At 63.8% G+C, this 25,689-nt stretch carries 25 protein-coding genes; 6 read left to right on the top strand and 19 right to left on the bottom strand.

Annotated elements, in window-relative coordinates; all coding sequences use genetic code 11:
- The first annotated feature begins 1 nt into the window (after position 1).
- The 6 genes from PKKP23_RS22810 to PKKP23_RS22785 all read left to right on the top strand — a co-directional run bounded on the left by PKKP23_RS22810 (position 2) and on the right by PKKP23_RS22785 (position 6,399).
- A complete protein-coding gene (locus PKKP23_RS22810) occupies positions 2 to 1,564 on the top strand; it encodes a 3-hydroxyacyl-CoA dehydrogenase (protein ID WP_126878526.1) in 1,563 nt (520 codons plus the stop codon).
- Positions 1,561 to 2,349, top strand: coding sequence for an oxepin-CoA hydrolase, alternative type (locus PKKP23_RS22805; RefSeq protein WP_126878525.1), 789 nt, complete (start codon positions 1,561 to 1,563; stop codon positions 2,347 to 2,349). Before PKKP23_RS22810 ends, PKKP23_RS22805 begins: the two co-directional genes overlap by 4 nt.
- A gap of 13 nt (positions 2,350 to 2,362) precedes the next feature.
- Complete coding sequence (locus PKKP23_RS22800) at positions 2,363 to 3,082, top strand: histidine phosphatase family protein (protein WP_017774429.1); 720 nt, start codon at positions 2,363 to 2,365, stop codon at positions 3,080 to 3,082.
- A 54-nt stretch (positions 3,083 to 3,136) separates the two neighbouring features.
- Positions 3,137 to 4,243 carry a phosphotransferase family protein gene (locus PKKP23_RS22795; RefSeq protein ID WP_126878524.1) on the top strand — a complete coding sequence of 369 codons (1,107 nt, stop codon included), beginning with the start codon at positions 3,137 to 3,139 and terminating at the stop codon, positions 4,241 to 4,243.
- A 30-nt stretch (positions 4,244 to 4,273) separates the two neighbouring features.
- Positions 4,274 to 5,527 (top strand): acyl-CoA dehydrogenase family protein, encoded by a 1,254-nt coding sequence (locus PKKP23_RS22790; RefSeq protein WP_126878523.1) that lies wholly within the window; start codon positions 4,274 to 4,276, stop codon positions 5,525 to 5,527.
- 170 nt (positions 5,528 to 5,697) lie between these two features.
- Entirely contained in the window at positions 5,698 to 6,399 is a 702-nt protein-coding gene (locus tag PKKP23_RS22785) for a glutathione binding-like protein (RefSeq protein ID WP_126878522.1), read from the top strand.
- A 67-nt stretch (positions 6,400 to 6,466) separates the two neighbouring features.
- Here PKKP23_RS22785 and PKKP23_RS22780 read toward each other — a convergent pair whose 3' ends face one another.
- From PKKP23_RS22780 to PKKP23_RS22690, 19 genes are all read right to left on the bottom strand, one after another.
- A complete protein-coding gene (locus PKKP23_RS22780; RefSeq protein ID WP_126878521.1) occupies positions 6,467 to 6,931 on the bottom strand; it encodes a MaoC family dehydratase in 465 nt (154 codons plus the stop codon).
- Positions 6,928 to 7,395 carry a MaoC family dehydratase gene (locus tag PKKP23_RS22775; protein WP_126878520.1) on the bottom strand — a complete coding sequence of 156 codons (468 nt, stop codon included), beginning with the start codon at positions 7,393 to 7,395 and terminating at the stop codon, positions 6,928 to 6,930. Before PKKP23_RS22775 ends, PKKP23_RS22780 begins: the two co-directional genes overlap by 4 nt.
- Before the next feature lie 37 nt (positions 7,396 to 7,432).
- The gene (locus tag PKKP23_RS22770; protein ID WP_126878519.1) at positions 7,433 to 8,584 is read right to left on the bottom strand and encodes an acyl-CoA dehydrogenase family protein; all 1,152 of its coding nucleotides are present in this window, start codon (positions 8,582 to 8,584) and stop codon (positions 7,433 to 7,435) included.
- A 10-nt stretch (positions 8,585 to 8,594) separates the two neighbouring features.
- A complete protein-coding gene (locus PKKP23_RS22765; RefSeq protein WP_126878518.1) occupies positions 8,595 to 9,791 on the bottom strand; it encodes an acyl-CoA dehydrogenase family protein in 1,197 nt (398 codons plus the stop codon).
- A 50-nt stretch (positions 9,792 to 9,841) separates the two neighbouring features.
- Positions 9,842 to 10,273 (bottom strand): DUF1178 family protein, encoded by a 432-nt coding sequence (locus PKKP23_RS22760; protein ID WP_017774421.1) that lies wholly within the window; start codon positions 10,271 to 10,273, stop codon positions 9,842 to 9,844.
- Positions 10,274 to 10,606: 333 nt separating this feature from the next.
- Complete coding sequence (locus tag PKKP23_RS22755) at positions 10,607 to 11,209, bottom strand: NUDIX domain-containing protein (protein ID WP_126878517.1); 603 nt, start codon at positions 11,207 to 11,209, stop codon at positions 10,607 to 10,609.
- Positions 11,210 to 11,261: 52 nt separating this feature from the next.
- Positions 11,262 to 11,558, bottom strand: a complete 297-nt coding sequence (locus tag PKKP23_RS22750; RefSeq protein ID WP_126878516.1) for a DUF2818 family protein — start codon at positions 11,556 to 11,558, stop codon at positions 11,262 to 11,264.
- Entirely contained in the window at positions 11,558 to 13,030 is a 1,473-nt protein-coding gene (gene nuoN, locus PKKP23_RS22745) for an NADH-quinone oxidoreductase subunit NuoN (RefSeq protein ID WP_126878515.1), read from the bottom strand. The genes PKKP23_RS22750 and nuoN overlap by 1 nt, the downstream gene beginning before the upstream one ends.
- A 25-nt stretch (positions 13,031 to 13,055) precedes the next feature.
- Positions 13,056 to 14,546, bottom strand: coding sequence for an NADH-quinone oxidoreductase subunit M (locus tag PKKP23_RS22740; RefSeq protein WP_017774417.1), 1,491 nt, complete (start codon positions 14,544 to 14,546; stop codon positions 13,056 to 13,058).
- 14 nt (positions 14,547 to 14,560) lie between these two features.
- Positions 14,561 to 16,597, bottom strand: coding sequence for an NADH-quinone oxidoreductase subunit L (gene nuoL, locus PKKP23_RS22735; RefSeq protein ID WP_017774416.1), 2,037 nt, complete (start codon positions 16,595 to 16,597; stop codon positions 14,561 to 14,563).
- 17 nt (positions 16,598 to 16,614) lie between these two features.
- Complete coding sequence (gene nuoK / locus PKKP23_RS22730) at positions 16,615 to 16,920, bottom strand: NADH-quinone oxidoreductase subunit NuoK (RefSeq protein WP_017774415.1); 306 nt, start codon at positions 16,918 to 16,920, stop codon at positions 16,615 to 16,617.
- A gap of 17 nt (positions 16,921 to 16,937) precedes the next feature.
- On the bottom strand, positions 16,938 to 17,594 hold the full coding sequence (locus PKKP23_RS22725; RefSeq protein WP_017774414.1) for an NADH-quinone oxidoreductase subunit J: 657 nt from the start codon (positions 17,592 to 17,594) through the stop codon (positions 16,938 to 16,940).
- A gap of 173 nt (positions 17,595 to 17,767) precedes the next feature.
- On the bottom strand, positions 17,768 to 18,256 hold the full coding sequence (gene nuoI / locus PKKP23_RS22720) for an NADH-quinone oxidoreductase subunit NuoI (RefSeq protein ID WP_017774413.1): 489 nt from the start codon (positions 18,254 to 18,256) through the stop codon (positions 17,768 to 17,770).
- Between the two features lie 15 nt (positions 18,257 to 18,271).
- Positions 18,272 to 19,336, bottom strand: a complete 1,065-nt coding sequence (gene nuoH / locus PKKP23_RS22715; RefSeq protein WP_126878514.1) for an NADH-quinone oxidoreductase subunit NuoH — start codon at positions 19,334 to 19,336, stop codon at positions 18,272 to 18,274.
- The gene (gene nuoG / locus PKKP23_RS22710; RefSeq protein ID WP_126878513.1) at positions 19,337 to 21,679 is read right to left on the bottom strand and encodes an NADH-quinone oxidoreductase subunit NuoG; all 2,343 of its coding nucleotides are present in this window, start codon (positions 21,677 to 21,679) and stop codon (positions 19,337 to 19,339) included.
- A 189-nt stretch (positions 21,680 to 21,868) separates the two neighbouring features.
- Complete coding sequence (gene nuoF, locus PKKP23_RS22705; protein ID WP_017774410.1) at positions 21,869 to 23,197, bottom strand: NADH-quinone oxidoreductase subunit NuoF; 1,329 nt, start codon at positions 23,195 to 23,197, stop codon at positions 21,869 to 21,871.
- The gene (nuoE, locus tag PKKP23_RS22700; protein ID WP_017774409.1) at positions 23,194 to 23,679 is read right to left on the bottom strand and encodes an NADH-quinone oxidoreductase subunit NuoE; all 486 of its coding nucleotides are present in this window, start codon (positions 23,677 to 23,679) and stop codon (positions 23,194 to 23,196) included. Before nuoE ends, nuoF begins: the two co-directional genes overlap by 4 nt.
- Positions 23,680 to 23,822: 143 nt before the next feature.
- Positions 23,823 to 25,076 carry an NADH-quinone oxidoreductase subunit D gene (locus PKKP23_RS22695; RefSeq protein ID WP_126878512.1) on the bottom strand — a complete coding sequence of 418 codons (1,254 nt, stop codon included), beginning with the start codon at positions 25,074 to 25,076 and terminating at the stop codon, positions 23,823 to 23,825.
- 9 nt (positions 25,077 to 25,085) lie between these two features.
- Entirely contained in the window at positions 25,086 to 25,688 is a 603-nt protein-coding gene (locus PKKP23_RS22690) for an NADH-quinone oxidoreductase subunit C (RefSeq protein ID WP_126878511.1), read from the bottom strand.
- Position 25,689 lies beyond the last annotated feature (1 nt).

Genomic DNA, 25,689 nt, shown 5'->3' with positions numbered 1-25,689 from the left:
GATGAATTCACCGCACGTCAACATCGAGACCATCGGAATCGTAGGCACCGGCGCCATGGGCCGCGGCATCGCGCAGATCGCCGCGCTCGCGGGCCTCACGGTCCGTCTTTTCGACACGAATCCCGAGGCTATCGAGGCGGCACGCACTTACCTCGGCGAAACGTTCGCGAAGCTCTCGGCCAAAGGCAAGCTCAACGACATTGAAGGCCGCGCGGCGCTCGAACGCGTGACGGGTACCCCGTCCATCGAAGGCCTCGCGGATTGCGACCTCGTCGTGGAAGCCATCGTCGAAAACCTCGAAGTGAAGCGCAAGCTGTTCCGCGATCTCGAAGCGGTGGTGAGCGGCCGCTGCATCCTCGTGTCGAACACGTCGTCGCTCTCCATTACGGCGATTGCCGCGGCGTGCACCGATCCCTCGCGCGTGGCCGGCTATCACTTCTTCAATCCCGTGCCGCTGATGAAAGTGGTCGAGGTGATCGACGGACTGCGCACGAACCCGGCCGTCGGCGACGCGCTGATGGACCTCGCCCGCCGCATGGGACACACGCCGGTGCGCGCGAAGGACATGCCCGGTTTCATCGTGAACCACGCGGGCCGCGGCATGAACACCGAAGGTCTGCGCGTGGCGAGCGAAGGCGTGGCGAGCTTCGTCGAGATCGATCGCATCATGCGCGAGCAAGCGGGCTTTCGGCTGGGACCGTTCGAGCTGCTCGACCTCACCGCGCTCGACGTATCGCATCCCGTGATGGAGTCCATCTACCACCAGTTCTACGAGGAGCCGCGCTTCACGCCGTCGCCGATCACGGGCGTGCGGCTGGCCGGTGGGCTCATCGGGCGCAAGGCCGGCGAGGGCTTTTATCGTTACGCGGATGGCAAGCAGCAGGCTCCTGAAGAAGCGCCTGCGCCCTCCACGCTACCGCAACGCGTGTGGGTGAGCCGAAGCCACCCCGAAGCGCGGGAGGCCGTACTGCAGCTTCTCGCCAAAGCCAATGTCGCACTCGACGACGGCGCACACCCCGCCGCCAACTCGCTGCTCGTCGTCACGCCGTTCGGGCTCGACGCCACCACCGCAGCCGTCGAGGAAGGGCTCGATGCGAGCCGCGTCGTAGCCGTAGACGCACTCTTCCCGCTCGTTAGCGCCCAGCGGCGCACGGTCATGACCACGCCCGCTACCACGCGCGAGGCACGCGATGCCGGCCACGCGCTCTTTGCGTCGGACGGTGTACCGGTCACCGTGATCCGCGACTCGACGGGCTTCGTGGCGCAGCGCGTGGTCGCGACGATCGTGAACATCGGCTGCGACATTGCCCAGCAACAGATCGCGTCTCCACAAGACATCGACCTCGCCGTCACGCTGGGCCTCGGCTACCCGCGCGGGCCGCTCGCACTGGGCGACGCGCTGGGCGCAAAGACGATCCTCACGATTCTCCAGAACATCCATCGCGTACTCGGCGATCCGCGTTACCGGCCGTCGCCCTGGCTCGCGCGACGCGCACAACTCGGCATGTCGCTCGTGCAACCCGACGCCGCCGACAGCGCCCAAGCCGCAGGAGCCGCCCGATGACCGCCGAACTGCTCACATCGCGGCCGGCCGGCAGCGAATCCACGCTCGTGATGACGCTGTCGAACCCAGGCGCGCGCAACGCGCTGCATCCCGACATGTACGCGGCGGGCATCGAAGCGCTCGATTCGGCCGAACGCGATTCGTCGTTGCGCGCCATCGTGATCACCGGCGCCGACAACTTTTTCTGCGCCGGCGGCAATCTCAACCGGCTGCTGGAAAACCGCGCGAAAGATCCCTCCGTGCAGGCCGAAAGCATCGACCTGCTCGCCGAGTGGATCACGGCACTGCGCCAGTCGAGCAAGCCTGTGATCGCGGCCGTGGAAGGCGCCGCGGCCGGCGCGGGTTTTTCGCTCGCGCTCGCGTGCGACCTGCTCGTCGCCGCCGACGACGCGAAGTTCGTGATGTCGTACGCGCGTGTCGGCCTCACGCCCGACGGCGGCGGCTCCTGGTTCCTCGCGCAGGCGCTGCCGCGCCCGCTCGCCACCGAGGTGCTGATCGAAGGCAAGCCGATCGGCGCGACGCGCCTCGCCGAAGTCGGCGTGGTGAACCGGCTCGCGAAGCCGGGCAGCGCGCTCGACACCGCCATCGACTGGGCCGACGACCTCGGCAAGCTCTCGCCGAATTCGACCGCGCGCATCAAGTCGCTCATTGATGCAGCGGGCACGCAGACGCTCGAAGCGCACCTTGTGGCCGAACGCGACAGCTTCGTGGCGTCGCTGCATCATCGCGACGGGCTGGAAGGCATCACCGCGTTTCTCGAGAAACGCGCCCCCGTCTACAAGTGAGCGAGGCCACGCCATGAGCGGATTCACCCTGCCCAAACGCCGCCGCATCTATCTGATGCGTCACGGCGACGTGACGTACTTCGATGCATCGGGCCGCGCGATCGATCCCGAAAGCGTGCCGCTCAACGCGAATGGCCGCGTCCAGGCCACGGCCGCGGGCGATCTGTTCGCGGCGCAAGGCATCCGCTTCGATCGCGTGATCGTGAGCGGCCTGCCGCGCACGCTGGAGACGGCGCGACGTGTGCTCGCGCAGACCGGCCAGACCATCGAGCCCGAGATCGAGCCCGCGTGGGAGGAAATTCGCGGCGGCAAGCTGGCTCATCTCGCGCCCGAAGACATCGAGGCCTCGTTTCTCAGCGTGTTCGACGGCGTGGTCGCGGAAAGCACGCGCTTTCTGGGCGGTGAGAGCATTGGCGAACTGCTTGACCGCGTGCTGCCCGCCATCGATACCCTGCGCCGCGATGCCGCCTGGGACACCGTATTGCTCGTGCTGCACGGCGGCGTGAACCGCGCAATTCTTTCGCACGCGATCACCGCGGGCGGCCGCGCATTCTTCGGCCACCTTGCGCAGGCCACCGGCTGCATCAATGCGCTCGACGTCGGCGCCGAGCCACGCGACTGGGTCATTCGCGCGCTCAACCATTCGCCTCCCTCGCCGCTGCACCGCGACGTGCGCCACACGACGATGGAGATGCTCTACGCGCAATACGTCGAATACATGAAGCACCGCTAGCGCGCCCAACACACCCAAGATACACAACGCAAGGCGCCCGACCTGGAGGAGACAATGGCACACGCCACCCCGGCAGAAAACACAGCACAACAGGCGGACTACTCGGCATTCGAAGGCACGCGGCCCGTGGCCGAGCGCCAGCGTTTCGATGCGGCTGCGCTCGAAGCGTGGCTCGCAGGCCATGTCGACGGATTCGCCGGCCCGCTTACCGTCGAGCAGTTCGCTGGCGGTCAGTCGAACCCCACGTTCAAGCTCGTCACTCCGTCGCGCAGCTACGTGATGCGCGCGAAGCCTGGGCCGAAGGCGAAGCTGCTGCCTTCCGCACACGCGATCGAACGCGAATACCGCGTGATGGATGCGCTCGCAGGCACCGGTGTGCCGGTCGCGAAGATGCTCGCGCTGTGCGAGGACGAAGCGGTGATCGGCAGGGCGTTCTACGTGATGGAGTTCGTCGAGGGCCGGGTGCTCTGGGACCCCTCGCTGCCCGGCATGTCGACTGACGAGCGCGCCGCGATCTACGACGAGATGAATCGCGTGATCGCCACGCTGCACAACGTGGTGCCGGCCGACGTGGGCCTCGCCGATTACGGCAAGGCAGGCAACTATTTCGCACGCCAGATCGACCGCTGGAGCCGTCAGTATCAGGCCTCGGAGACCGAGCCCATCGAGGCCATGCAACACCTCATCGAATGGCTCCCGCAGCACATGCCCGACGACGACGCTGCGCGAACCACCATCGTTCATGGCGATTACCGGCTCGACAATCTCATCTTCGACCGTCACGCGCCGCGCGTGCTGGCCGTGCTCGACTGGGAGCTTTCCACGCTGGGCGACCCGCTCGCGGACTTCGCCTACCACTGCATGGCGTGGCACGTCGACCCCGCGCAGTTCCGCGGCATTGCGGGCCTCGACCTCGCGGCGCTCGGCATTCCGGACGAAGCCGCTTATGTGCGGCGCTATTGCGAGCGCACGGGGCTCGATCTTCGCGGCGACTGGAACTTCTATCTGGCCTACAACATGTTCCGCATCGCCGCTATCCTGCAAGGCATCATGAAACGCGTCGTGGACGGCACGGCCGCGAGCGCCCAGGCCGCGGACGCCGGCCGCCGCGCGCGGCCCATGGCCGAACTGGCCTGGCGCTACGCGCAGAAAGTGCGCTGAGCCATCCCTTTCCCTTTCGCGAGGTATCCGATGAATTTCGACTACACCCCCAAGGTTCAGGCGTTGCGCGAAAAGCTGCTCGCGTTCTTCGACGAGCACATCTACCCGAACGAGTCGGTCTTTCTGGCCGAGGTCGCGCGCAATCGCGCGAACGGCAACGCGTGGGTGCCCACCGAAATCGTCGAAAAGCTCAAGGAAACGGCGCGCGCCGCGGGCCTGTGGAACCTGTTCCTGCCCGACTCGGCGCGCGGCGCCGGGCTCACGAATCTCGAATACGCGCCGCTGTGCGAGATCATGGGACGCGTGCCGTGGGCGCCTGAGGTCTTCAACTGCAACGCGCCCGACACGGGCAACATGGAAACGATCGAACGCTACGGCACCGAGAGCCAGAAGCGGCAATGGCTCGACCCGCTGCTCGACGGCCAGATTCGCTCGGCCTTTCTCATGACGGAGCCCGAGGTCGCTTCATCGGATGCCACCAACATCCAGACGCGCATCGAACGCGACGGCGACCACTACGTGATCAACGGCCACAAGTGGTGGTCGTCGGGTGCGGGCGATCCGCGCTGCGCCGTTTATATCGTGATGGGCAAGACCGATCCCGACGCACCGCGGCACCGCCAGCAGTCGATGATCCTCGTGCCCGCCGACGCCACCGGTATCACCGTGCATCGCCCGCTCACCGTGTTCGGCTACGACGACGCACCGCACGGCCACATGGACATCACGCTCGAGAACGTGCGTGTGCCCGCGACGAACCTGCTGCTCGGCGAAGGACGCGGTTTCGAAATCGCACAGGGACGGCTTGGGCCGGGCCGCATTCACCACTGCATGCGGCTCGTCGGGCTCGCCGAACGTGCGCTCGAATTGATGACGAAGCGCGCGCTGCAGCGCGTCGCGTTCGGCAAACCCATCGCGTCGCAAACCGTGACGCAGGAGCGCATTGCCGAAGCGCGCTGCCTCATCGAGCAGGCGCGGCTGCTCACGCTCAAGACCGCCTACATGATGGACACCGTCGGCAACAAGGGCGCACGCGGCGAGATCGCCATGATCAAGGTGGTCGCACCCAACATGGCCTGCCAGGTGATCGACTGGGCGATGCAGGTGCACGGCGCGGCGGGCATGAGCGACGACTTCCCGCTGGCTTATGCGTACACGTCGGCACGCACGCTGCGCTTCGCCGATGGTCCCGACGAGGTGCATCGCAACGCCATCGCGAAGCTCGAACTCGCGCGCTACATGGATGCGGCCTCGCGCGTCGAGATGCCGGTTACTCGTACCTGAAGCCGCACCTGAGTCGCCCCGGAGCCACATCTGGCCCGCACATCCGCCGCAGCGTGCGGGCGCGCAGGATGGCGCCCTGCACCGTCGCACGATCTATGCTCTAATTTTTGCCTGTTCCGGCGCCGCACCAGAAAGACGCGGCGCCGCCTTCAAGCACGAAAGGAGCCACGATGATCGACGTCTACAGCTGGGCGACACCCAACGGCCACAAGGTCCACATCATGCTGGAGGAGACCGGGCTCGCGTACCGCGTGCACCCCATCGATATCGGCGCAGGCGATCAGTTCAAGCCCGAGTTTCTCGCCATCAGCCCGAACAACAAGATTCCCGCGATCGTCGATTCCGAAGGCCCGAAGCGCGCCGACGGCCAGCCTTTTTCGCTGTTCGAATCCGGCGCGATCCTGATCTATCTCGCGGAGAAAAGCGGCCGCTTCCTGCCTACCGATCCGGCAGAACGGTATGCAACGTTTCAGTGGCTCATGTTCCAGATGGGCGGGCTCGGCCCGATGCTCGGCCAGGCGCATCACTTCCGCATTTATGCGCCACAGCAGATCGATTACGCGATCACGCGCTACACGAATGAAGCGAAGCGCCTCTACGGTGTGATGAACACGCAGCTCGCCAAAACCGCGTATCTCGCGGGCCACAAGTACACGATTGCCGACATCGCCGCGTTCCCGTGGACGCGCTCCTGGCAAAACCAGGGCATCGATCTCGACGCCTTCCCGCATGTGAAGCGCTGGCACGAAGAAATCGCCGCACGGCCCGCGGTGCAGCGCGGCGTGGAGGTGCTCGCCGCCGCGCGCAAGCCGCTCATCGACGAGAAGGCCAAGGAAGTGCTGTTCGGCGCGACGCAGTACGCGAAGCACTGACGCACTGAATCTCGCGAAAGACGTGGACGTTACCGGGGGCCGCCGCTCGATGGCGGCCCCCGGATGCTCAGAAGTAGTGGCGCGTGATGAATTCCGCGATGCACACAGGCCGCTCGCTTCCTTCACGTTCGAGCGTCACCTTCCAGATGACCTGCACGCCGTTGCCGTCCACGTCGGAGACCTCGACCACAGCGAAATGTGCGCGCACCCTGGCGCCAACGGGCAACGGCGATGTGAAGCGCACGCGATTGAGCCCGTAGTTGAGACCCATGCGCTGACGTAGCGCAACCGTCCGTTCCAGCAGCGCGGGGATGAGCGAGAGCGTGAGGAACCCGTGCGCGATCGGCCCGCCGAACGGCGACTCGCGCCGCGCACGTTCCGGGTCGACATGTATCCACTGATGGTCGCCTGTTGCGGCTGCAAAGCGGTCCACCCGCGCCTGATCGACCTCGATCCACTCGCTGACGAGTGCCGGCGCACCCACGAGTGCACGCAGCGCGTCTGCATCGATCTGCGGGGCGACCTCGCTCATGCTACCGCCCCGCTCGCGCCCGGATGACGCAGACCGAAGATGCCCTTCGAACGTACGATGATGGCGGTCTCGCCGTTCTGGTTGATGCCTTCCCACTGCATCGAGACGATGCCGCGATCCGGCCGGCTTGCCAGCACGCGCTTATCGAGCACGGAGACTTTCATCGTGATGGTGTCGCCAACCGCGACGGGCCTGAGCCAGCGAATCTCGTCCACGCCGGGCGAGCCCATCGAAGTGGATCCCGCCAGCGTGCTGCGCACGAAGAGCCCCATCATCACCGAGCACGTATGCCAGCCGCTTGCGATCAGCTTGCCGTAGGGCGACGTTTTCGCCGCCTCGTCGTCCACGTGGAAGGGCTGGGGATCGAACCGCTGCGCAAACTCCACGATCTCGGCATGCCCGAACGTGTGCGAACCGATTTCGGCCGTCGTGCCCGCTTCTATATCCTCGTAGCTCAATCCCATCGCTTGATCCTCGTTGGCAAACGTCTTTTGTTGATGTTCACGCGTCGCAGGCGGTGAAGCCAGGTAACGCAGTAAAGCGCGCCAGGTGATGGTCGACGTCACCGAGCGTCGTTTCGATGATCGCGAGCCGCTTGAACAGATGCGCCGCGGCCACTTCGTTGGTGACGCCCATCCCGCCGTGCAGCTGGACCGCCTGCTGTCCCACGAAGCGCGCGGCCTGCCCGACCCGCACCTTCGCCGCGCTTATCGCGCGGCGCCGCTCGTCGGTGTCCGCGCTCGTGTAGCGCGCCGCGGCCAGATAAGTGAGCGAGCGCGCCTGTTCCGTGTGGATCAGCATCTCGACCATCCTGTGCTGCAGTGCCTGAAAACGGGCAATGGGCACGCCGAACTGCTGGCGCGTCTTCGTGTACTCGACGGTAGCATGGTTGAGCGCGTCGAGCGCACCGATTGCCTCTGCGCAGAGCAGAACGATGCCGTAGTCGGCGATGCGTTCGAGCGTGGCGGCACCCACTTCATGCGAGCCATCGGCAGCGAGCCGGCGTGCCGGTGTGGCGTCGAAGACCAGCGTTGCGGCGCGCTGGCCGTCGATGGTGCGGTAGTCCGTAGCGGTCGCACCCGCTGCATCGCGTGCCACGACGAAGAGTGCCAGCTCGCCGGGCGCTTCGCCGCCTGCAAGCCGCGCCGGGACGATCCAGTAGTCCGCCTGCGCGCCGTGCTGCACCACCGATTTGCTGCCGCTCAGCACGAAGCCGCCATCGCGCGGTGTCGCGACCGCCTCGACCGCGAACAGGTCGTATCGCGCAGCAGGCTCATTAAACGCCACCGCGAGCTTGATCTCGCCCGCCGCGGCACGTTCGAGCAGCGTCGCATCTTCGCCATCGCCCGAACCGGCAAGCTTCAATGCCTCGATGCCCACCGCGGTTGCCCAGTAGGGCTCCACGACCAGCGCGCGGCCCAGTTCCTGCATGACGACGAGCATGTCGAACGGCGTGCCGTCGAACCCGCCTTGCGCCTGCGGCACGGGCAACGCCGTGAGACCCAGCTCGACGAGCGCCTGCCAGTGGGTATCCGATACGCCGGCCTCGGAGCGCACGATCGCCTGACGCGCTTCGAAGCCGTATTGCCGGTCCAGATAGCGGCGCAGCGCGTCGGCGAATTGCTGTTGTTCGTCCGTGAAGGTGAAGTCCATGCGCTGCTCCTCAAAGGCCCAGAATCATCTGCGCGATGATGTTCTTCTGGATTTCGTTCGAGCCGCCGTAGATCGACGTCTTGCGGAAGTTGAAGTAGTAGGCGGCGAGCGGCGCCGCGTCGTCGTCGCCGGCGATGCTGTGTTCGCGTTCGCCTTCGAGGAACGGCACGTCGAACGGCGCGGCGAGCGGACCGGCGGCTTCGAACATCAGTTCGGTGAGCGCCTGCTGGACCTCGGTGCCTTTGATCTTCAGCATCGATGCTTCAGGCCCCGGTCCACGTCCGCCAGTTTCGCTGCTCACCACGCGCTGCACCGTGACTTCGAGCGCCATGAGTTCGATCTCGAGCGCCGCCACCTTCGCGGCGAACAGCGGATCATGCAGCAGCGGCTTGCCGTTCTTTTGCTGCGCGAGTGCGAAGCGCTTCAGAAAGAGCAGTTCGCGTTTCGACTGGCCCACGCGCGCAATGCCGGTGCGCTCGTGCCCGAGCAGATACTTCGCGTACGTCCAGCCGCGGTTTTCCTCGCCAACCCGATTTTCGACCGGCACCTGCACGTCTTCGAAGAACACCTCGTTGACTTCGTGATCTTCGTCGAGCGTAATGATGGGACGAACCGTGATGCCTGGCGTCTTCATGTCGATCAGCAGGAACGAGATGCCTTCCTGCTTTTTCGCGGACGAGTCGGTGCGCACGAGGCAGAACATCATGTCGGCGTGCTGGCCGAGCGTGGTCCAGGTCTTCTGCCCGTTCACGACATAGTGGTCACCGTGGCGTTCGGCGCGTGTTCGCAGCGAAGCCAGATCGGACCCTGAGCCGGGCTCGGAGTAGCCCTGGCACCACCAGTCGGTGCCATCGAGAATACGCGGCAGGTAGTGGCGTTTCTGCGCCTCGCTGCCGTACTTCATGAGGACGGGCGCAACCATCGACACGCCGAAAGGCAGCACCATCGGCGCACCGGCCCGCGCGCACTCCTCCTCCCAGATATGGCGTTGTGTTGCGTTCCAGCCGGGTCCGCCGTATTCGACGGGCCATGCGGGCGCGGACCAACCGCGCGCGCCGAGCAGCTTGTGCCAGCGCGCGAAGTCGTCGCGATTCAGACGTTTGTGATTGAGGACTTTGTCGCGCAGCGACGAAGGCAGATTCGCTTCGAGCCAGGCGCGAATGTCGGCGCGAAAGGCGCCGTCGGCGGCGGAATAATCGAGGTCCATGCGCAGTGTCTCCTTGCCGCAGCGAGCGCCGCCGCAAGGAAGACGCCGCGTTACTGCAACGGCTCCTTCAGCGCGGCCGGGATCGGCAGCGGCATCACGTCGATGCCTTCTTCGACGAGCGCGCGTGCATCCTCAGGCGTCGTGACCCCGCGAATATTGCGTGCGGGCGCCTCGTTGTAGTGGATGCGCCGGGCTTCCTCGGCGAAGCGGTCGCCCACGTTCTCGGTCTTGTCGAGGACCTCGCGCAGCGCGCGCATGACCCGCGCCTGCAGTTCGTTCATGTCCGGTGTGCCTTGCTGCGCCGGCTCGGCCGCTCCCGAAAGATTCAGGCGAGGCGCGGACGGCAGGCGGCTCACTTCGGTGGCACCGCAAATCGGACATTCAACGAGCTTGCGGGACAGCTGCGATTCGAAGTCGTCTGCCGAGGCAAACCAGCCTTCGAAGCGATGGCCGCCCGGGCATTGTAGATCGAGGACCTTCATGTGGAATCGGGGCTTACGTGCGAGTTTAGCGCAATTCGCTGTTTTATGAACGATCGTTCGAAAAATAGCGGTTAGGTGTTCGCGGTGTGGCGGCGACGCGCTACCGCGCGGCACGGGGTGTTCTCTCGTGCCGGCAAAAAATCGGCCTGTTTATGAACGACGCATGACGTGTCCGGCGATTGTAGCGCCTCGGGCCGCGTGCCGCTGAGGTAGTCAAAAGCCGGTGCCTGAGGTCTGCGCGACGCGCCAACACAGACGATGATTCGCAGTGGAGATAGCGGTCTTTCCGCTGCCTTCATCTGTTGCAACGGAACGCGGACTGAAGCGCGACGCTTACGCGTCGTCACCCGGCTCCGCCGGCCCGAGCGGCCAGGCACCCGAGAGCACCTTTTCGAGCCAGAACGTTCCGATGATCGTCTTCACGTCCGTGATCTTGCCCGTGCGCACCCACTCCGAGAGATCGGGCACAGTCGCCGTGAAAAGCTCGAGAAATTCGCCGTCGTCCAGATTGCGCTCGCCCGCGGTGAGTCCGCGTGCCAGATAAATGTCGATGAACTCGGTGGAGTACGAAATGATCGGGTGGATACGCGTGACGTAGATGTATTCGCGCGCCGTATAGCCCGTTTCCTCGCGCAGTTCGCGCTTTGCACACGCAAGCGCGCCTTCGTTCGGATCGAGCTTGCCCGCCGGGTACTCGTACATCACCTTACCGATCGGGTAGCGGTACTGGCTTTCCATCAGCACGCGGCCGTCGTCGAACAGCGGAATCACCATGACCGCGCCCGGATGCTGCACGTATTCGCGCGTGGCGTGCTTGCCGTCCGGCAATTCCACCGTATCGCACTTGAGCGTGAGGAACTTGCCGTTGTGGATCGTGGTGCTTTCGACGCATCGCTCGTAGAGCGCGTCGTCGTGATCGGGGAGTTCGGCGGCCATATGCAAACCCTCTGTGCAACGCTGGAAGACCGGGGCGCGATGGCTCGCGCCGTCAGTGTCGTTTGACGAGATACTGCCAGGCGAAGCCTGGAAAGGCGAAGACGATGAAGAGACTGAACGTGATCGCGTAGAACTGCCAGCCCTGGTCGAAGCGATTGCCTGCGCGCGATTCGAGCATGAACCCGAGTGCGCCGACCACGAAATAGAGCACGATCAATTCGCCGATCCGCCACCAGGCGCTCTTCTTCGCCGCCCTGAGTGGGACCACGCAGAAGAGGCGCTGGTTCAGAAAAGGCAGGTTGGCGCCCGCGAGCGCCAACAACACGATAAACCAGCCCGCTGCGGACATCAGAGCGAGAGCGTGTGCGAGATAGCCTGCAGGCAGCCGGTCATCAACGGCCCCGGCACGAGGCCGAGTACCAGCACGGCGAGGCCATTGAGCGCAAGCAGCGCGCGGTTGCACATACCCGACTGGATCGGCGTGGTGTCCTGCGGCGCGTCGAAGTACATGAGCTTGACGATACGCAGGTAGTAGAACGCGCCGAACAGCGACGTGATCACGGCCAGCACGGCAAGCCACGTGAGACCGGCATTCACCGTGGCCTCGAGCACGGCAAGCTTCGCGTAGAAGCCGACCGTCGGCGGGATGCCGGCGAGCGAGAACATCATCACCATCATGACGAACGCGAACACCGGGCTGCGCTGATTGAGACCCTTGAAGTCGTCGATCGTGTCGGCTTCGAAGTCGCGCCGCGCGAGCAGCATCACCATGCCGAACGTGCCCAGCGTCGTGATCAGGTAGACGATGCTGTAGAACATGGCCGAACCGTAGGCGCCGGCCGCCCCGCTCGCCTTGCCGTCCACGATGCCGGAGAGCAGCCCCAGCAGCACGAAGCCCATGTTCGAGATCGCCGAGTACGCGAGCATGCGCTTTACGTTACGCTGCACGATACCCGTGATGTTGCCGACGATCAGCGAGAGCGCCGCGAGAATCACCAGCATTTCCTGCCAGTCGACTGCGAGCGGCAACAGACCCATCACGAGGAAGCGCAGAGCCCACGCGAACGCGGCCACCTTGGGGCCGCCGCCCGTGAGCAGCGTCATTGCCGTGGGGGCGCCTTGATACACATCGGGTACCCACATGTGGAACGGCACCGCGCCCATCTTGAACGCCACACCGGCCACGACGAAGATCACGCCGAAGAGCAGCACGACGTCGTTGATGCGGCCCGAAGCAATGGCCTTCACCACATCGTTGAGGTCGAGCGAGCCCGTTGCGCCGTACAGCATCGAAATGCCGTAGAGCAGGAAGCCCGAAGCCAGCGCGCCCAGCACGTAGTACTTCATCGCCGCTTCGTTCGACGTCGAGGCGCTGCGGCGCAGGGCGATCACGGCGTAGAGCGACAGCGACATCAGTTCCAGACCGAGGTACAGCGTCAGGAAGTTGTTGCCGGAGATCATCACCAGCTGACCGAGCAGCGAGAACATGCCGAGCAGGAAGAAGTCGCCGCGGAACAGGTCGCGCTCTTCCAGATAACGACGCGAGTAGACGATCGACACGGCGAAGCCCAGCGTCACGACGGCCTTCATCGCACTGGCGAACGCGTCCACCACGTACATGTGCGAGAAGAAGTAATAGACGTTGTTGTCGGCCGCGTTCACCGCGAACCAGATGCCGGCCACGAGGCTCGACAGCAAGGCGATGAAGTAGGTCGTGCGCCGGCCGCTGTCGCCGACGAACGTGTCGTTCAGCCACGCGACGATGACGGCGACCATCAGCAGCGCGTCGGGCAACAGAACGGTCATAGGTGCGTTTTGCATGATGTCTTAGATCCTCCGCTCTGTATTACTGCGACAACGGCAGTTTCGACTGCGCCACGTGGGAGAGGAGGTTATCCACGGAGACGTGCATCACATCGGTAAAGGGCTTCGGATAGATGCCCATATACAGCGTCAGCAGCGCGAGGATAGCCAGCATGAAGTACTCGCGGCGGTTCACGTCCTTGAGTTCCTTCACGTGATCGTTGGCCACGGCGCCGAAGTAGACGCGCTTGTACATCCACAGCGTGTAGGCCGCGCCGAGAATCAGCGTGAACGCTGCGCCGAACGCAATCCAGAAATTGAACTGGACAGCGGCCAGAATCACCATGAATTCGCCCACGAAACCCGAGGTACCCGGCAAGCCACAGTTGGCCATCGAGAACAGCATGGCGAGCGCCGCAAACTTCGGCATCGTGTTCACGACGCCACCGTAGTCCGCGATCTGACGCGAGTGCACGCGGTCGTAGAGCACGCCGATGCACAGGAACATGGCGCCCGACACGAAGCCGTGCGAGATCATCTGCACGATCGCGCCTTCCACACCCAGTTGGCTGAAGATGAAGAAGCCGAGCGTAACGAAGCCCATGTGCGCGATCGACGAATACGCGACCAGTTTCTTCATGTCGGCCTGCACCATCGCCACGAGGCCGATGTAGATCACCGCGATCAGCGAAAGCGTGATGATGACCGGCGCGAGGAAGTGGCTCGCGTCCGGCGTGACCGGCAGCGAAAAACGCAGGAAACCGTAGGCGCCGAGCTTCAGCATGATCGCCGCCAGCACGACCGAGCCGCCCGTGGGCGCTTCCACGTGGGCGTCAGGCAACCACGTGTGCACCGGCCACATCGGCACCTTCACGGCGAAGGCAAGGAAGAAGGCAATGAAGAGCAGGATCTGCGGCGTCATCGCGATCTTCGCGGCCTGCCACGAGGCGAGGTCGAACGTGCCCGTCTGCGTGTACAGGTACAGCAGCGCGACCAGCATCAGGAGCGAGCCGGCCAGCGTGTACAGGAAGAACTTGAACGCGGCATAGACGCGGTTCGGGCCGCCCCACACGCCGATGATGATGTACATCGGAATCAGGGTGGCTTCGAAGAACACGTAGAACAGCATGCCGTCCTGCGCGCTGAACACGCCCACCATGATGCCGGAGAGGATCAGGAAGGCCGCCAGGTACTGCGAGACGTTCTTCGTGATGACTTCCCACCCGGCGATCACGACGATCACCGTGATGAGCGCGGTCAGCACGACAAACCACATCGAGATGCCGTCCACGCCCAGGTGGTACGAAATGTTGAAGCGTTCGATCCAGGTGGACTGCTCGACGAACTGCATCGCCGCCGTGCTGGCGTCGAACTGCGTGAACAGCGGAATCGTGACGATGAAGCTCAGGATCGACCCCACGAGCGCGATCCATCGCGCCGGCCCCGGATTCTTGTCGGACCCGATCGCCAGGATGACGAGCCCGAAAACAATCGGCATCCAGATGGCGATACTGAGAAGCGGATAAGTATGCATTCGTGTCCCTCGCCTTATTTGCCGCTAAGCGTTACAAACAGGGTCAGGAGCCCCAACATGCCGATAATCATGGCAAACGCGTAGTGATAGATGTAGCCGGATTGGAGGAAACGGATCACGCTCGCAAACCAGCCGATAAAACGCGCGCTCCCGTTGACGAGACCGTCGATGACCACGACGTCGCCCTCTTTCCAGAGTCCGCGGCCAATCGCCACCGCACCCCGCGCGAACACGACTTCGTTGATCTTGTCCATGTAGTACTTGTTGTCCAGCAGCGTGTAGATCGGGCCGAACTTGCTGCGGATCACCGCCGGCAGATCAGGACGCTTCAGGTACAGGAACCAGGCCACCACCACGCCGGCCAGCGCGAGCCACATGGGCAGCCCCGTCACCGCGTGCAGACCCAGATCCAGCCAGCCGTGGAATTCTTCGGCCATCTCGGCCAGCGCCGGGTGGCTCGACGAAATTTCGATCACCTTGTCGAACGCCACGCCGTGCTGGAAGAAGTCGCCGTACAGCATCGGGCCAATCGCAATCGCGCCGATCACCACCGACGGAATCGCCAGCAGCACGAGCGGCAGCCACACCACCCACGGCGTTTCGTGCGGCACGTGAACGTGGTGCTCATGCTCGTGGCCGTGCGCGGACGACTCAGCGCCATGGCCATTGCCGTAGTCCTTCGGATGGCGGAAACGCTCCTCGCCGTGGAACACCATGAAGTACATCCGGAACGAGTACAGCGCCGTCACGAACACGCTCGCCGTCACGGCGAAGTAGGCAAAGCCCGAGCCCGGCAGATGCGAGAGCTTGACCGCGTCGATGATCGAATCTTTCGAGTAGAAGCCCGAGAAGAACGGCGTACCGATCAGCGCGAGCGAGCCGATCAGCGACGTGATCCACGTGATCGGCATGTACTTGCGCAGGCCGCCCATGTTGCGCATGTCCTGATCGTGGTGCATGCCGATGATCACGGAACCGGCGCCAAGGAACAGCAGCGCCTTGAAGAACGCGTGGGTCATGAGGTGGAACACGCCGACCGGGTAGGCCGACACGCCCAGCGCGACCGTCATGTAGCCGAGCTGCGAAAGCGTGGAGTACGCCACCACACGCTTGATGTCGTTCTGCACGATGCCGAGGAAGCCCATGAAGAGCGCCGTGATGGCACCGATCACCGTGATGAACGAGAGCGCCGCATCCGAGAGTTCGAAGAGCGGCGACATGCGCGTCACCATGAAGATGCCGGCCGTCACCATGGTCGCCGCGTGAATCAGCGCGGAAATAGGCGTCGGGCCTTCCATCGAGTCCGGCAGCCAGACGTGCAGCGGGAACTGCGCCGACTTACCCATCGCGCCGATGAAGAGGCAGATACAGGCGACGGTCAGGAGGCCCCAGTGCGTGCCCGGGAACGCGAGTGCGGCCAGTTCGTTGCGCTTCGCGAACACGTCGCCGTAATTGAGCGAGCCCGCGAACGCGAGCAGCAGGCCGATGCCGAGCAGGAAGCCGAAGTCGCCCACGCGGTTCACGAGGAACGCCTTCATGTTCGCGTAAATCGCGCTTTCACGCGTGAAGTAGAAGCCGATCAGCAGGTACGACACAAGACCCACCGCTTCCCAGCCGAAGAACAGCTGCAGGAAGTTGTTGCTCATGACGAGCATCAGCATCGAGAACGTGAACAGCGAGATGTACGAGAAGAAGCGCTGGTAGCCGTCTTCTTCCGCCATGTAGCCGATGGTGTAGATGTGCACCATCAGCGACACGAAGGTCACCACGCACATCATCATCGCCGTGAGCGAATCGACGAGGAAGCCGATCTCGAACTTCAGGCCATGCACCGACATCCACTCGTAGATCGTCGCGTTGAAGCTTGCGCCGTTCAGTACGTCGAGGAACACGATGGCCGAAAGCACGAACGAGATCGCGACGCCGAGAATCGTGACCGTGTGGGCACCCGCCCGCCCCACTGTCTTCCCGAACAGACCCGCGATCAGCGACCCGACAAGCGGCGCGAGCGGGATGGCCAGCAGCAGGTTTTCATTGAGTGTCGTGGACATAACAGCCTTGCCTGAAATTAACCTTTGAGCTGATCGAGGTCCTCGACGTTGATCGTGTCGAGGCTACGGAACAGGGTCACCAGAATGGCGAGACCGATCGCCGCCTCCGCTGCTGCCACTGTCAGCACGAAGAACACGAAGATCTGGCCATGCACGTCGCCGAGGTAATGCGAGAACGCGACGAAATTGGTGTTCACCGCCAGCAGCATCAGCTCGATCGCCATCAGGATGATGATGATGTTGCGACGGTTCAGGAAAATGCCGACGACAGCGATCGCGAACAGGATCGCGCCGAGCACGAGGTAATGGGCAAGGGTCAACATGTTTTTCTCCTCCTCGCTCAGCTGTTGCTGCCGGGCGCAGTTTCTCCCGCAACCGGTTCGGGTGCGGCCTTCTCGGCCGGCATCTTCACAAGGCGCACGCGGTCTTCACGCCGCACGTGCACCTGCTCCGACACCACCTGACGTTTGCGGGTCTTGAGATGGCGCGCGGTCAGCGCGATCGCGGCAATGATCGCCACGAGCAGCACGAGGCCCGCCACTTCGAATGCGAAGATGTATTCCGAGTAAATGATCCGGCCGATCAGGCGCGTGTTCGGCATGGAGCCCAGAGCGGCAGCCGCAGCCGTATCGCGCACCGGCGTGGTCGTGGCACCGTAGCCGTGCCAGAGGATCAGCGCGGTCTCGATCACGATGATCGCGCCTACCACGGTGGCCATCGGCACGAAGCGCCGGAAGTCGCGCCGCAGTACGTCGAGATTGATGTCGAGCATCATCACGACGAACAGGAACAGCACCATCACCGCGCCCACGTAGACGAGCACCAGCAGGATGGCGAGGAATTCGGCCTCGAGCAGCATCCAGATCGCGGCCGCGTTGAAGAACGCGAGCACGAGGAACAGCGCGGAGGACACCGGGTTGCGCGAGGTGATCACCTTCAGCCCTGACACCGTCAGGAGCAGCGCGAAGATGTAGAACAGTACGGTCGTGAATTCCATGATTACCGGTTCATCGTTAGGCCATCGTGAGGCTTGTTGTCGTCGGACGCGCGGCACGGGCTGGCACAGGGGCACCGCGCCGCGGCGGTCGGGCTGAGGCTTCGCGCGTGAGCTACACCGCGCGGGCCCTGCAGCCGGCCCGGACCGCGGGCCGATCGAGCATCAAACTGAAATCAACGGTACGGCGCGTCCGCTGCCTTGTTCGCGGCGATCTGCGCTTCATAGCGATCGCCCACGGCCAGCAGCATGTCTTTCGTGAAATACAGATCGCCGCGCTTCTCGCCGTGATATTCGAGAATGTGCGTCTCGACGATCGAATCGACGGGGCAGCTCTCTTCGCAGAAGCCACAGAAAATGCACTTGGTCAGGTCGATGTCGTAGCGCGTCGTGCGGCGCGTGTTGTCCGCGCGCGTTTCAGACTCGATCGTGATGGCGAGCGCCGGGCACACCGCTTCGCACAGCTTGCACGCGATGCAGCGCTCTTCGCCGTTCTCGTAGCGGCGCAGTGCGTGCAGCCCGCGAAAGCGCGGCGAAATAGGCGTCTTCTCTTCGGGGAACTGCACCGTGAACTTGCGCCGGAACGTGTAACGTCCCGTCAGCGCGAGGCCCTTGAGCAGCTCGGTGAGAAAGAAGGTCTTGAAGAAGTTTTGGATTGCGGTCATGGGTTCATCCGCCCTTTATTTCCAGATATTCAGCGGCGACATGATCCAGAAGCCGACCACCACCAGCCAGACACAGCACACCGGAATGAACACCTTCCAGCCGAGACGCATGATCTGGTCGTAGCGGTAGCGCGGGAACGTGGCACGCGCCCAGATGAATACCGACAGCAGGAAAAAGACTTTCAGCACCAGCCAGAACACGCCCGGGATGAACGACAGGAAGCCGAACGGTGCGCTCCAGCCGCCGAGGAACAGCGTCGAAGCCAAGGCCGAGATCACGATCATGTTGATGTACTCGGCGAGGAAGAACAGCGCGAACGCCATACCCGAGTAGTCGATCATGTGGCCCGCGACGATTTCCGACTCCCCTTCCACCACGTCGAACGGGTGGCGGTTCGTTTCGGCGATGCCCGAGATGAAGTACACGACGAACATCGGCAGGAGCGGCAGCCAGTTCCACGAGAGCAGTGCCACGCCGTGATCGGCGAAGAAACCGCGTTCCTGCGAGTTGACGATGTCCGAGAGGTTGAGGCTGCCCGAGGTCATCAGAACGACCACGAGCGCGAAGCCCATGGCGATTTCGTACGAGACCATCTGCGCTGCGGCACGCATGGCGCCAAGGAAGGCGTACTTCGAGTTGGACGCCCAGCCCGCGAGAATCACGCCGTAGACGCCAATCGACGAGATTGCGATTGCGTACAGCAGACCCGCGTTGATGTTGCCGAGCACAGCGCCTGCCTGGAACGGAATCACGGCCCACACGGCGAACGCCGGCACCACGGTCATGATCGGAGCAATCAGGTAAGTCCAGCGGCTTGCCTGCGCGGGCTGGATCACTTCCTTCAGCAGCAGCTTCAGCACGTCTGCGATAGGCTGCAGAAGACCTGCGGGACCCACACGGTTCGGGCCAATACGCACATGCATCCAGCCGATGAGCTTGCGCTCCCAGAGGATCAGGTACGCGACGCACAGCAGGATCACCACCGCCACCACCAGGATGCGCACGAGTGCCCACACCGTGGGCCACGCCACACCCAGCAACTGGCTGCCGCCTGCGTTGATCGTATCGAACAAGCTCATTTACGCCTTCTCCACCAGCAGTTCACCGAACAGGCTGCCCAGCGCCGCACCGGCGGGCGTTGCCGCCGGCACGCGCACCACCGTCTGCGCAAGATTCGCGTCGCGCACCGCCGGTGCCTGCACCGAGCGATCGCCCTGGCGCACGCGCACCGCGTCGCCGTCCTTCAAACCCAGCTGATCGAAGAGCGCTGCCGGCAGGCCCACCGTCCCGGCCGCCTTCGCCGCCATCGTTAGATGCAGCGACGGCGCACGACGCACGAGCGGGTCGGCGTGGTAGATCGGCACATCGGACACGCGTTCGAAGCCGCCGTTGGCCGGCTTCGCCGCCGAACCGCCTGCGGCACGTGCGATCGCGCCGTTTGCCTTGTTCGACAGACGCGACGTGAGGTCGCCGTCGCCCAGCGCAGCCGTGCGCACTTCTTCGGACGTATCGAACTCGAAACCCGGCTTGCCAAGCAGGCTGCCGAGCACGCGCAGCACCTTCCAGGCCGGGCGGGCGTCGCCAAGCGGACGCACGACACCGTTGAACGACTGCACCGTGGCTTCGGCGTTGACGAACGTGCCGGACGTTTCCGTGAACGGCGCGATAGGCAGCAGGACGTCGGCGTATTCCGCGCCGGTCTTGAACGGCGACAGCACGACGACCATCTCGGCCTGATTCAGCGCAGACAGCGCCGCTGCCGGATTGGCCGTATCGAACTCGGGCTCGACGTTGAGCAGCACATAGCCCTTGCGCGGCTGCTCGAACGCTTCGCGCGCGTTCAGGCCGCCCTCGCCCGGCAGCGCGCCGGCCAGGTACGCGCCCACGGTGTTCGCCGCCTCGGTGAGGAAACCGAGCGTTGCGCCGGTGTTCTCCGCAATCCACTGTGCTGCGGCGTGCAGGCGTGCAAATTCGGGATGCTGCACGGCGCTGTTGCCAAGCAGCACGACACGCCGTTCGCCGGCTGCGAGCGATGCCGCAACCTGCTTTGCCGCCTCGGACGGTTGGGCGCCCGCGAACGCTTCGGGCACGCTCACACCGCGCGCTTGACCAACGGCTGCCGCGATGCCGGCCAGCTCGTCGAGCCATGCCGACGGTGCCGCCACGATGCGCTGTGCGGTCGGAATGAGCGAGTCGTCGTTCGTGGCCTGCAGCAGCGTGAGCTTTGCGCCACCCTTGGCGGCCTGGCGCAGACGCGCGGCCAGCAGCGGATGATCGCGACGCAGGAACGAACCGATCACGAACGCCGAGTCGAGCGTCGAGAGGTCGGCGATCTTCGTGCCTAGCCACGGTGCGCCCGCGAGCGGGGCCGAGAAATCCGACTGGCGCAGACGGAAATCGACGTTCGGCGTACCGACGGCGTTGGCCAGTTGCTTCAGCAGATAAAGCTCTTCAACCGTGCTGTGCGGGCTCGCGAGCGTGGCGAGCGCATTCGCGCCATGGTCGGCGGCGATGCCCTTCAGACCCTTCACCACGTATTCGAGCGCCGTTTGCCAGTCCGTCTCGATCCACTGGCCGCCTTGCTTCACCATCGGGCGCGTGAGGCGTTCGTCGCTGTTGAGGCCTTCGTACGAGAAGCGGTCCTTGTCCGAAATCCAGCACTCGTTGATCGCTTCGTTTTCGAGCGGCAGCACGCGCATGACGCGGTTGTTCTTCACCTGCACCACGAGGTTTGCGCCGACGGAATCGTGCGGGCTCACCGACTTGCGGCGCGACAGTTCCCACGTGCGGGCGCTGTAGCGGAACGGCTTGCTCGTGAGCGCGCCTACCGGGCACAGGTCGATCATGTTGCCCGACAGTTCCGAGTCCACGGTCTTGCCGACGAACGACGTGATTTCCGAATGCTCGCCGCGGCCCAGCATGCCGAGTTCCATTACGCCGGCAACTTCCTGGCCGAAGCGGACGCAACGCGTGCAGTGGATGCAGCGCGTCATCTCTTCCATGGAGATCAGTGGACCGACGTTCTTGTGGAACACCACGCGCTTTTCTTCGCTGTAGCGCGACGACGACTTGCCGTAGCCCACTGCGAGATCCTGCAACTGGCATTCGCCGCCCTGATCGCAGATCGGGCAGTCGAGCGGGTGGTTGATGAGCAGGAATTCCATCACCGACTGCTGGGCCTTCACGGCCTTGTCGGAGGTGGTGCGCACGACCATGCCGGGCGACACCGGCGTGGCACACGCGGGCACGGCCTTCGGCATCTTCTCGACTTCGACGAGACACATCCGGCAATTGGCCGCAATCGACAGCTTCTTGTGATAGCAGAAGTGAGGAATGTAGGTATCGACCTTGTGCGCAGCCTGGATCACCATGCTGCCTTCAGGCACCTCGACCTTCTTGCCGTCTATTTCGAGTTCAACCATGATGGTCAATCATCCTTAACCTGTTACCGCTCAATCGTTCGCCCCGTCCATCGCCTGCTGCAGCGATGAATTTGCGGTGTGGCGCGCTGGCCGTGTCTGCTGCGCGCGTTGCATTCGTTGCTGTTCCCGCCGGCCGCTCACTGGCCCGCCCCTGCGACCGCTCGCTTCGCGGCGGCCTCAGGAACCCGCTTACGCAGCCACCGTCTCCGGCGCCGCCGGTGCACCGGCATGACCGCCAACGAGGCAACGCTTGTTGGCCACGTGATATTCGAATTCGTCCCAGTAGTGCTTGAGCATGCCGCGCACCGGCATGGCGGCTGCATCGCCGAGCGCGCAGATCGTACGGCCCATGATGTTTTCCGCCACGGAGTTCAGGAGATCCAGATCTTCCTTGCGGCCAAGACCATGCTCGATACGGTGCACCACGCGGTAGAGCCAGCCCGTGCCTTCGCGGCACGGCGTGCATTGACCGCACGACTCTTCGTAATAGAAGTACGACAGACGCAGCAGCGAGCGCACCATGCAGCGCGTCTCGTCCATCACGATCACGGCGCCCGAGCCGAGCATCGAACCGGCCTTCGCGATCGAATCGTAGTCGAGGTCGGTTTGCATCATGATGTCACCCGGGATCACCGGCGCCGACGAGCCGCCCGGAATCACCGCCTTGATCTTCTTGCCGCCGCGCATGCCGCCCGCAAGCTCCATCAGCGTGGCAAACGGGGTGCCGAGCGGCACTTCGTAGTTGCCAGGACGTTCGACGTCGCCGGACACCGAGAAGATCTTCGTACCACCGTTGTTGGGCTTGCCGAGTTCGAGGTAATTCTGCGGACCGATGGCCAGCAGGAACGGCACGGCCGCGAACGTTTCGGTGTTGTTGATCGTGGTCGGCTTGCCGTACACGCCGAAGCTCGCCGGGAACGGCGGCTTGAAGCGCGGCTGGCCCTTCTTGCCTTCCAGCGACTCGAGCAGCGCCGTTTCTTCGCCGCAGATGTACGCGCCGTAACCGTGGTGCGCGAAGAGGTCGAACGAGAAGTCCGTCCCCAGGATGTTCTTGCCGAGAAAGCCCGCGCGGCGCGCTTCTTCCAGCGCCTCTTCGAAGCGCTTGTAGACTTCCCAGATCTCGCCGTGGATGTAGTTGTAGCCCACGGTAATGCCCATCGCGTACGCGCCGATGGCCATGCCCTCGATCAGCGAATGCGGATTCCAGCGCAGGATGTCGCGATCCTTGAACGTGCCCGGTTCGCCTTCGTCCGAGTTGCAGACGAGATACTTCTGGCCGGGAAACTGACGCGGCATGAAGCTCCACTTGAGGCCGGTCGGGAAACCCGCACCGCCGCGGCCGCGTAGACCCGACGCCTTCACGTCCGCAATGACCTGCTCGGGCGGAATCTTCTCTTCGAGAATACGGCGCAGCTGCTTGTAACCGCCGCGCGCAACGTAGTCTTCGAGATGCCAGTTGTCGCCGTTCAGCCCGGCGAGAATCAGCGGCTTGATGTGCCGATCGTGCAAAGACGTCATTTCGAAAGTTCCTCGAGCAGCTGGTCGATCTTCTCGCGGCTCATGAAGCTGCACATGCGATGGTTGTTCACAAGCATCACGGGCGCGTCACCGCACGAGCCCATGCACTCGCCCTCTTTCAGGGTGAACTTGCCGTCCGGCGTGGTTTCGCCAAAGTCGATGCCGAGCTTCTGCTTCAGGTATTCGGCCGCGCTCTCCGAGCCGCCGTCCGGGCCCAGCTGGCACGGCAGGTTCGTGCAGAGCGTGATCTTGTATTTGCCGACGGGCTTCGTCTCGTACATCGTGTAGAAGGTCGCGACCTCCTGCACGGCGATCGCCGGCATGCCCAGATAGTCGGCGACGAACTGCATGAGTTCGGGCGACAGCCAGCCGTGCTCTTCCTGCGCGACGGCCAGCGCCGCCATCACCGCGGACTGCTTCTGGTCGGCGGGATATTTCGCGATCGAGCGATCGATTTCTTTCAGGCCTTCAGCTGAGATCATTTTCAGACACGACTCTTTCAATTCCTACCGAACGAAAACCTGTCGCGAACCGCTTGCTGCGACAGACGTGGCGTTCCTTGCATGATGCGCAGCGCGCGCCGGACTGCTGCTGCCCCGAGGCACGCGCCGTGTTGCGAAACCGCTTACCGGTCGATTTCCCCGAACACGATGTCCTGCGTGCCGATGATGGTCACGGCATCGGCAATCATGTGGCCGCGCGCCATTTCGTCGAGTGCCGCCAGGTGCGCGTAGCCGGGAGCGCGGATCTTGAGCCGGTACGGCTTGTTCGCGCCATCGGAGACGAGATAGATGCCGAACTCGCCCTTCGGATGCTCGACGGCAGCGTAGGCCTCGCCTTCCGGCACGTGGAAGCCTTCCGTGAAGAGCTTGAAGTGGTGAATCAGCTCTTCCATGTTCGACTTCATGTTCACGCGCGACGGCGGCGCAACCTTGTGATTGTCGGTCATCACCGGACCCGGATTCTTGCGCAGCCATTCAATGCACTGTTTCGCAATGCGGGTGGACTGGCGCATTTCCTCGACGCGTACCAGGTAGCGGTCGTAGCAGTCACCGTTCACGCCGACCGGGATGTCGAAGTCGAGGCGGTCATACACCTCGTACGGCTGCTTCTTGCGCAGATCCCATTCAATACCGGAGCCGCGGATCATCGGACCCGTGAGGCCCATCTGCAGCGCACGCTCGGGGCTCACCACACCGATGCCGACGAGACGCTGCTTCCAGATGCGGTTATCGGTGAGCAGCGTTTCGTATTCGTCGACGCAGTTGGGGAAGCGGGTGAAGAAATCGTCGATGAAGTCGAGCACCGAACCCTGGCGCGCTTCGTTCATTCTGGCGAGCGCCTTCTCGTTGCGGATCTTCGACGCCTTGTATTGCGGCATCGCATCCGGCAGGTCGCGATAGACGCCGCCAGGACGATAGTACGCCGCGTGCATCCGTGCGCCGGACACGGCTTCGTACACGTCCATCAGGTCTTCACGCTCGCGGAACGCGTAGAGAAACACCGCCATCGCGCCCACGTCGAGCGCGTGCGCGCCGATCCACATCAGGTGGTTCAACACGCGCGTGATTTCGTCGAACAGCACGCGAATGTACTGGGCGCGAACCGGCACGTCGATGCCGAGCAGCTTTTCGATCGCCATCACGTAGCCGTGCTCGTTGACCATCATCGACACGTAGTCGAGACGATCCATGTACGGAACGGACTGAATGAACGTCTTGCTTTCGGCGAGCTTTTCGGTCGCGCGATGCAGAAGGCCGATGTGCGGATCGGCACGCTGGATCACTTCACCATCGAGCTCGAGCACGAGGCGCAGCACACCGTGCGCTGCCGGGTGCTGCGGGCCGAAATTGAGCGTGTAGTTTTTGATTTCTGCCATGGCACCCTCTTAGTGTTTCAGACCGCCATAGCGATCCTCGCGGATCACGCGCGGCGTGATTTCGCGCGGCTCGATCGTCACCGGCTGATAGACGACGCGCTTCTCTTCCGGGTCGTAGCGCATTTCGACGAAGCCGGAAACCGGGAAGTCCTTGCGGAACGGGTGGCCGATGAAGCCGTAGTCGGTGAGGATGCGGCGCAGGTCAGGATGGCCCTCGAACACAATGCCATAAAGGTCGAACGCTTCGCGCTCGTACCAGTTCACCGAGTTCCAGATATCCACGACGGAGGGGACAATGGGGACTTCGTCGTCCGGTGCGAACACGCGCACGCGCAGACGCCAGTTGTTCGTCACCGAGAGCAGATGCAGCACGGCTGCAAAACGCGGGCCCTCGTAGGCACCGTCGCCGTACGCCTGATAGTCGACGCCGCACAGATCGATCAGTTGTTCGAAACGCAGCTTCGGATCGTCGCGCAGCTGCTTCGCCACGTCGAGGTATTCGCCTGCTTTCACGACGATCGTCAGCTCGCCGATCGCCTCGGTAATGCTTACGAGGCGGCCGCCAAAGGCCGTCTCGAGGTTCGCTTTCAGGGTCTCGAGTTTGCTTGCCATA

The organism is Paraburkholderia kururiensis JCM 10599 = LMG 19447, assembly GCF_003986935.1.
In the GTDB taxonomy this organism is placed as follows: domain Bacteria; phylum Pseudomonadota; class Gammaproteobacteria; order Burkholderiales; family Burkholderiaceae; genus Paraburkholderia; species Paraburkholderia kururiensis.
This window is presented reverse-complemented; position numbering and strand designations above follow the sequence as displayed.

Coding starts and splice junctions, on each gene's coding strand:
- PKKP23_RS22725 (WP_017774414.1), bottom strand. CDS start 17,594: ATGGAATTCACGACCGTACTGTTCTACATCTTCGCGCTGCTCCTGACG.
- PKKP23_RS22775 (WP_126878520.1), bottom strand. CDS start 7,395: ATGGGATTGAGCTACGAGGATATAGAAGCGGGCACGACGGCCGAAATC.
- PKKP23_RS22690 (WP_126878511.1), bottom strand. CDS start 25,688: ATGGCAAGCAAACTCGAGACCCTGAAAGCGAACCTCGAGACGGCCTTT.
- PKKP23_RS22790 (WP_126878523.1), top strand. CDS start 4,274: ATGAATTTCGACTACACCCCCAAGGTTCAGGCGTTGCGCGAAAAGCTG.
- nuoN (WP_126878515.1), bottom strand. CDS start 13,030: ATGCAAAACGCACCTATGACCGTTCTGTTGCCCGACGCGCTGCTGATG.
- PKKP23_RS22695 (WP_126878512.1), bottom strand. CDS start 25,076: ATGGCAGAAATCAAAAACTACACGCTCAATTTCGGCCCGCAGCACCCG.
- nuoL (WP_017774416.1), bottom strand. CDS start 16,597: ATGTCCACGACACTCAATGAAAACCTGCTGCTGGCCATCCCGCTCGCG.
- nuoK (WP_017774415.1), bottom strand. CDS start 16,920: ATGTTGACCCTTGCCCATTACCTCGTGCTCGGCGCGATCCTGTTCGCG.
- PKKP23_RS22805 (WP_126878525.1), top strand. CDS start 1,561: ATGACCGCCGAACTGCTCACATCGCGGCCGGCCGGCAGCGAATCCACG.
- nuoH (WP_126878514.1), bottom strand. CDS start 19,336: ATGAGCTTGTTCGATACGATCAACGCAGGCGGCAGCCAGTTGCTGGGT.
- nuoE (WP_017774409.1), bottom strand. CDS start 23,679: ATGATCTCAGCTGAAGGCCTGAAAGAAATCGATCGCTCGATCGCGAAA.
- PKKP23_RS22750 (WP_126878516.1), bottom strand. CDS start 11,558: ATGTCCGCAGCGGGCTGGTTTATCGTGTTGTTGGCGCTCGCGGGCGCC.
- PKKP23_RS22755 (WP_126878517.1), bottom strand. CDS start 11,209: ATGGCCGCCGAACTCCCCGATCACGACGACGCGCTCTACGAGCGATGC.
- PKKP23_RS22810 (WP_126878526.1), top strand. CDS start 2: ATGAATTCACCGCACGTCAACATCGAGACCATCGGAATCGTAGGCACC.
- PKKP23_RS22780 (WP_126878521.1), bottom strand. CDS start 6,931: ATGAGCGAGGTCGCCCCGCAGATCGATGCAGACGCGCTGCGTGCACTC.
- PKKP23_RS22800 (WP_017774429.1), top strand. CDS start 2,363: ATGAGCGGATTCACCCTGCCCAAACGCCGCCGCATCTATCTGATGCGT.
- PKKP23_RS22740 (WP_017774417.1), bottom strand. CDS start 14,546: ATGCATACTTATCCGCTTCTCAGTATCGCCATCTGGATGCCGATTGTT.
- PKKP23_RS22765 (WP_126878518.1), bottom strand. CDS start 9,791: ATGGACCTCGATTATTCCGCCGCCGACGGCGCCTTTCGCGCCGACATT.
- PKKP23_RS22785 (WP_126878522.1), top strand. CDS start 5,698: ATGATCGACGTCTACAGCTGGGCGACACCCAACGGCCACAAGGTCCAC.
- PKKP23_RS22760 (WP_017774421.1), bottom strand. CDS start 10,273: ATGAAGGTCCTCGATCTACAATGCCCGGGCGGCCATCGCTTCGAAGGC.
- nuoG (WP_126878513.1), bottom strand. CDS start 21,679: ATGGTTGAACTCGAAATAGACGGCAAGAAGGTCGAGGTGCCTGAAGGC.
- nuoF (WP_017774410.1), bottom strand. CDS start 23,197: ATGACGTCTTTGCACGATCGGCACATCAAGCCGCTGATTCTCGCCGGG.
- PKKP23_RS22795 (WP_126878524.1), top strand. CDS start 3,137: ATGGCACACGCCACCCCGGCAGAAAACACAGCACAACAGGCGGACTAC.
- PKKP23_RS22770 (WP_126878519.1), bottom strand. CDS start 8,584: ATGGACTTCACCTTCACGGACGAACAACAGCAATTCGCCGACGCGCTG.
- nuoI (WP_017774413.1), bottom strand. CDS start 18,256: ATGACCGCAATCCAAAACTTCTTCAAGACCTTCTTTCTCACCGAGCTG.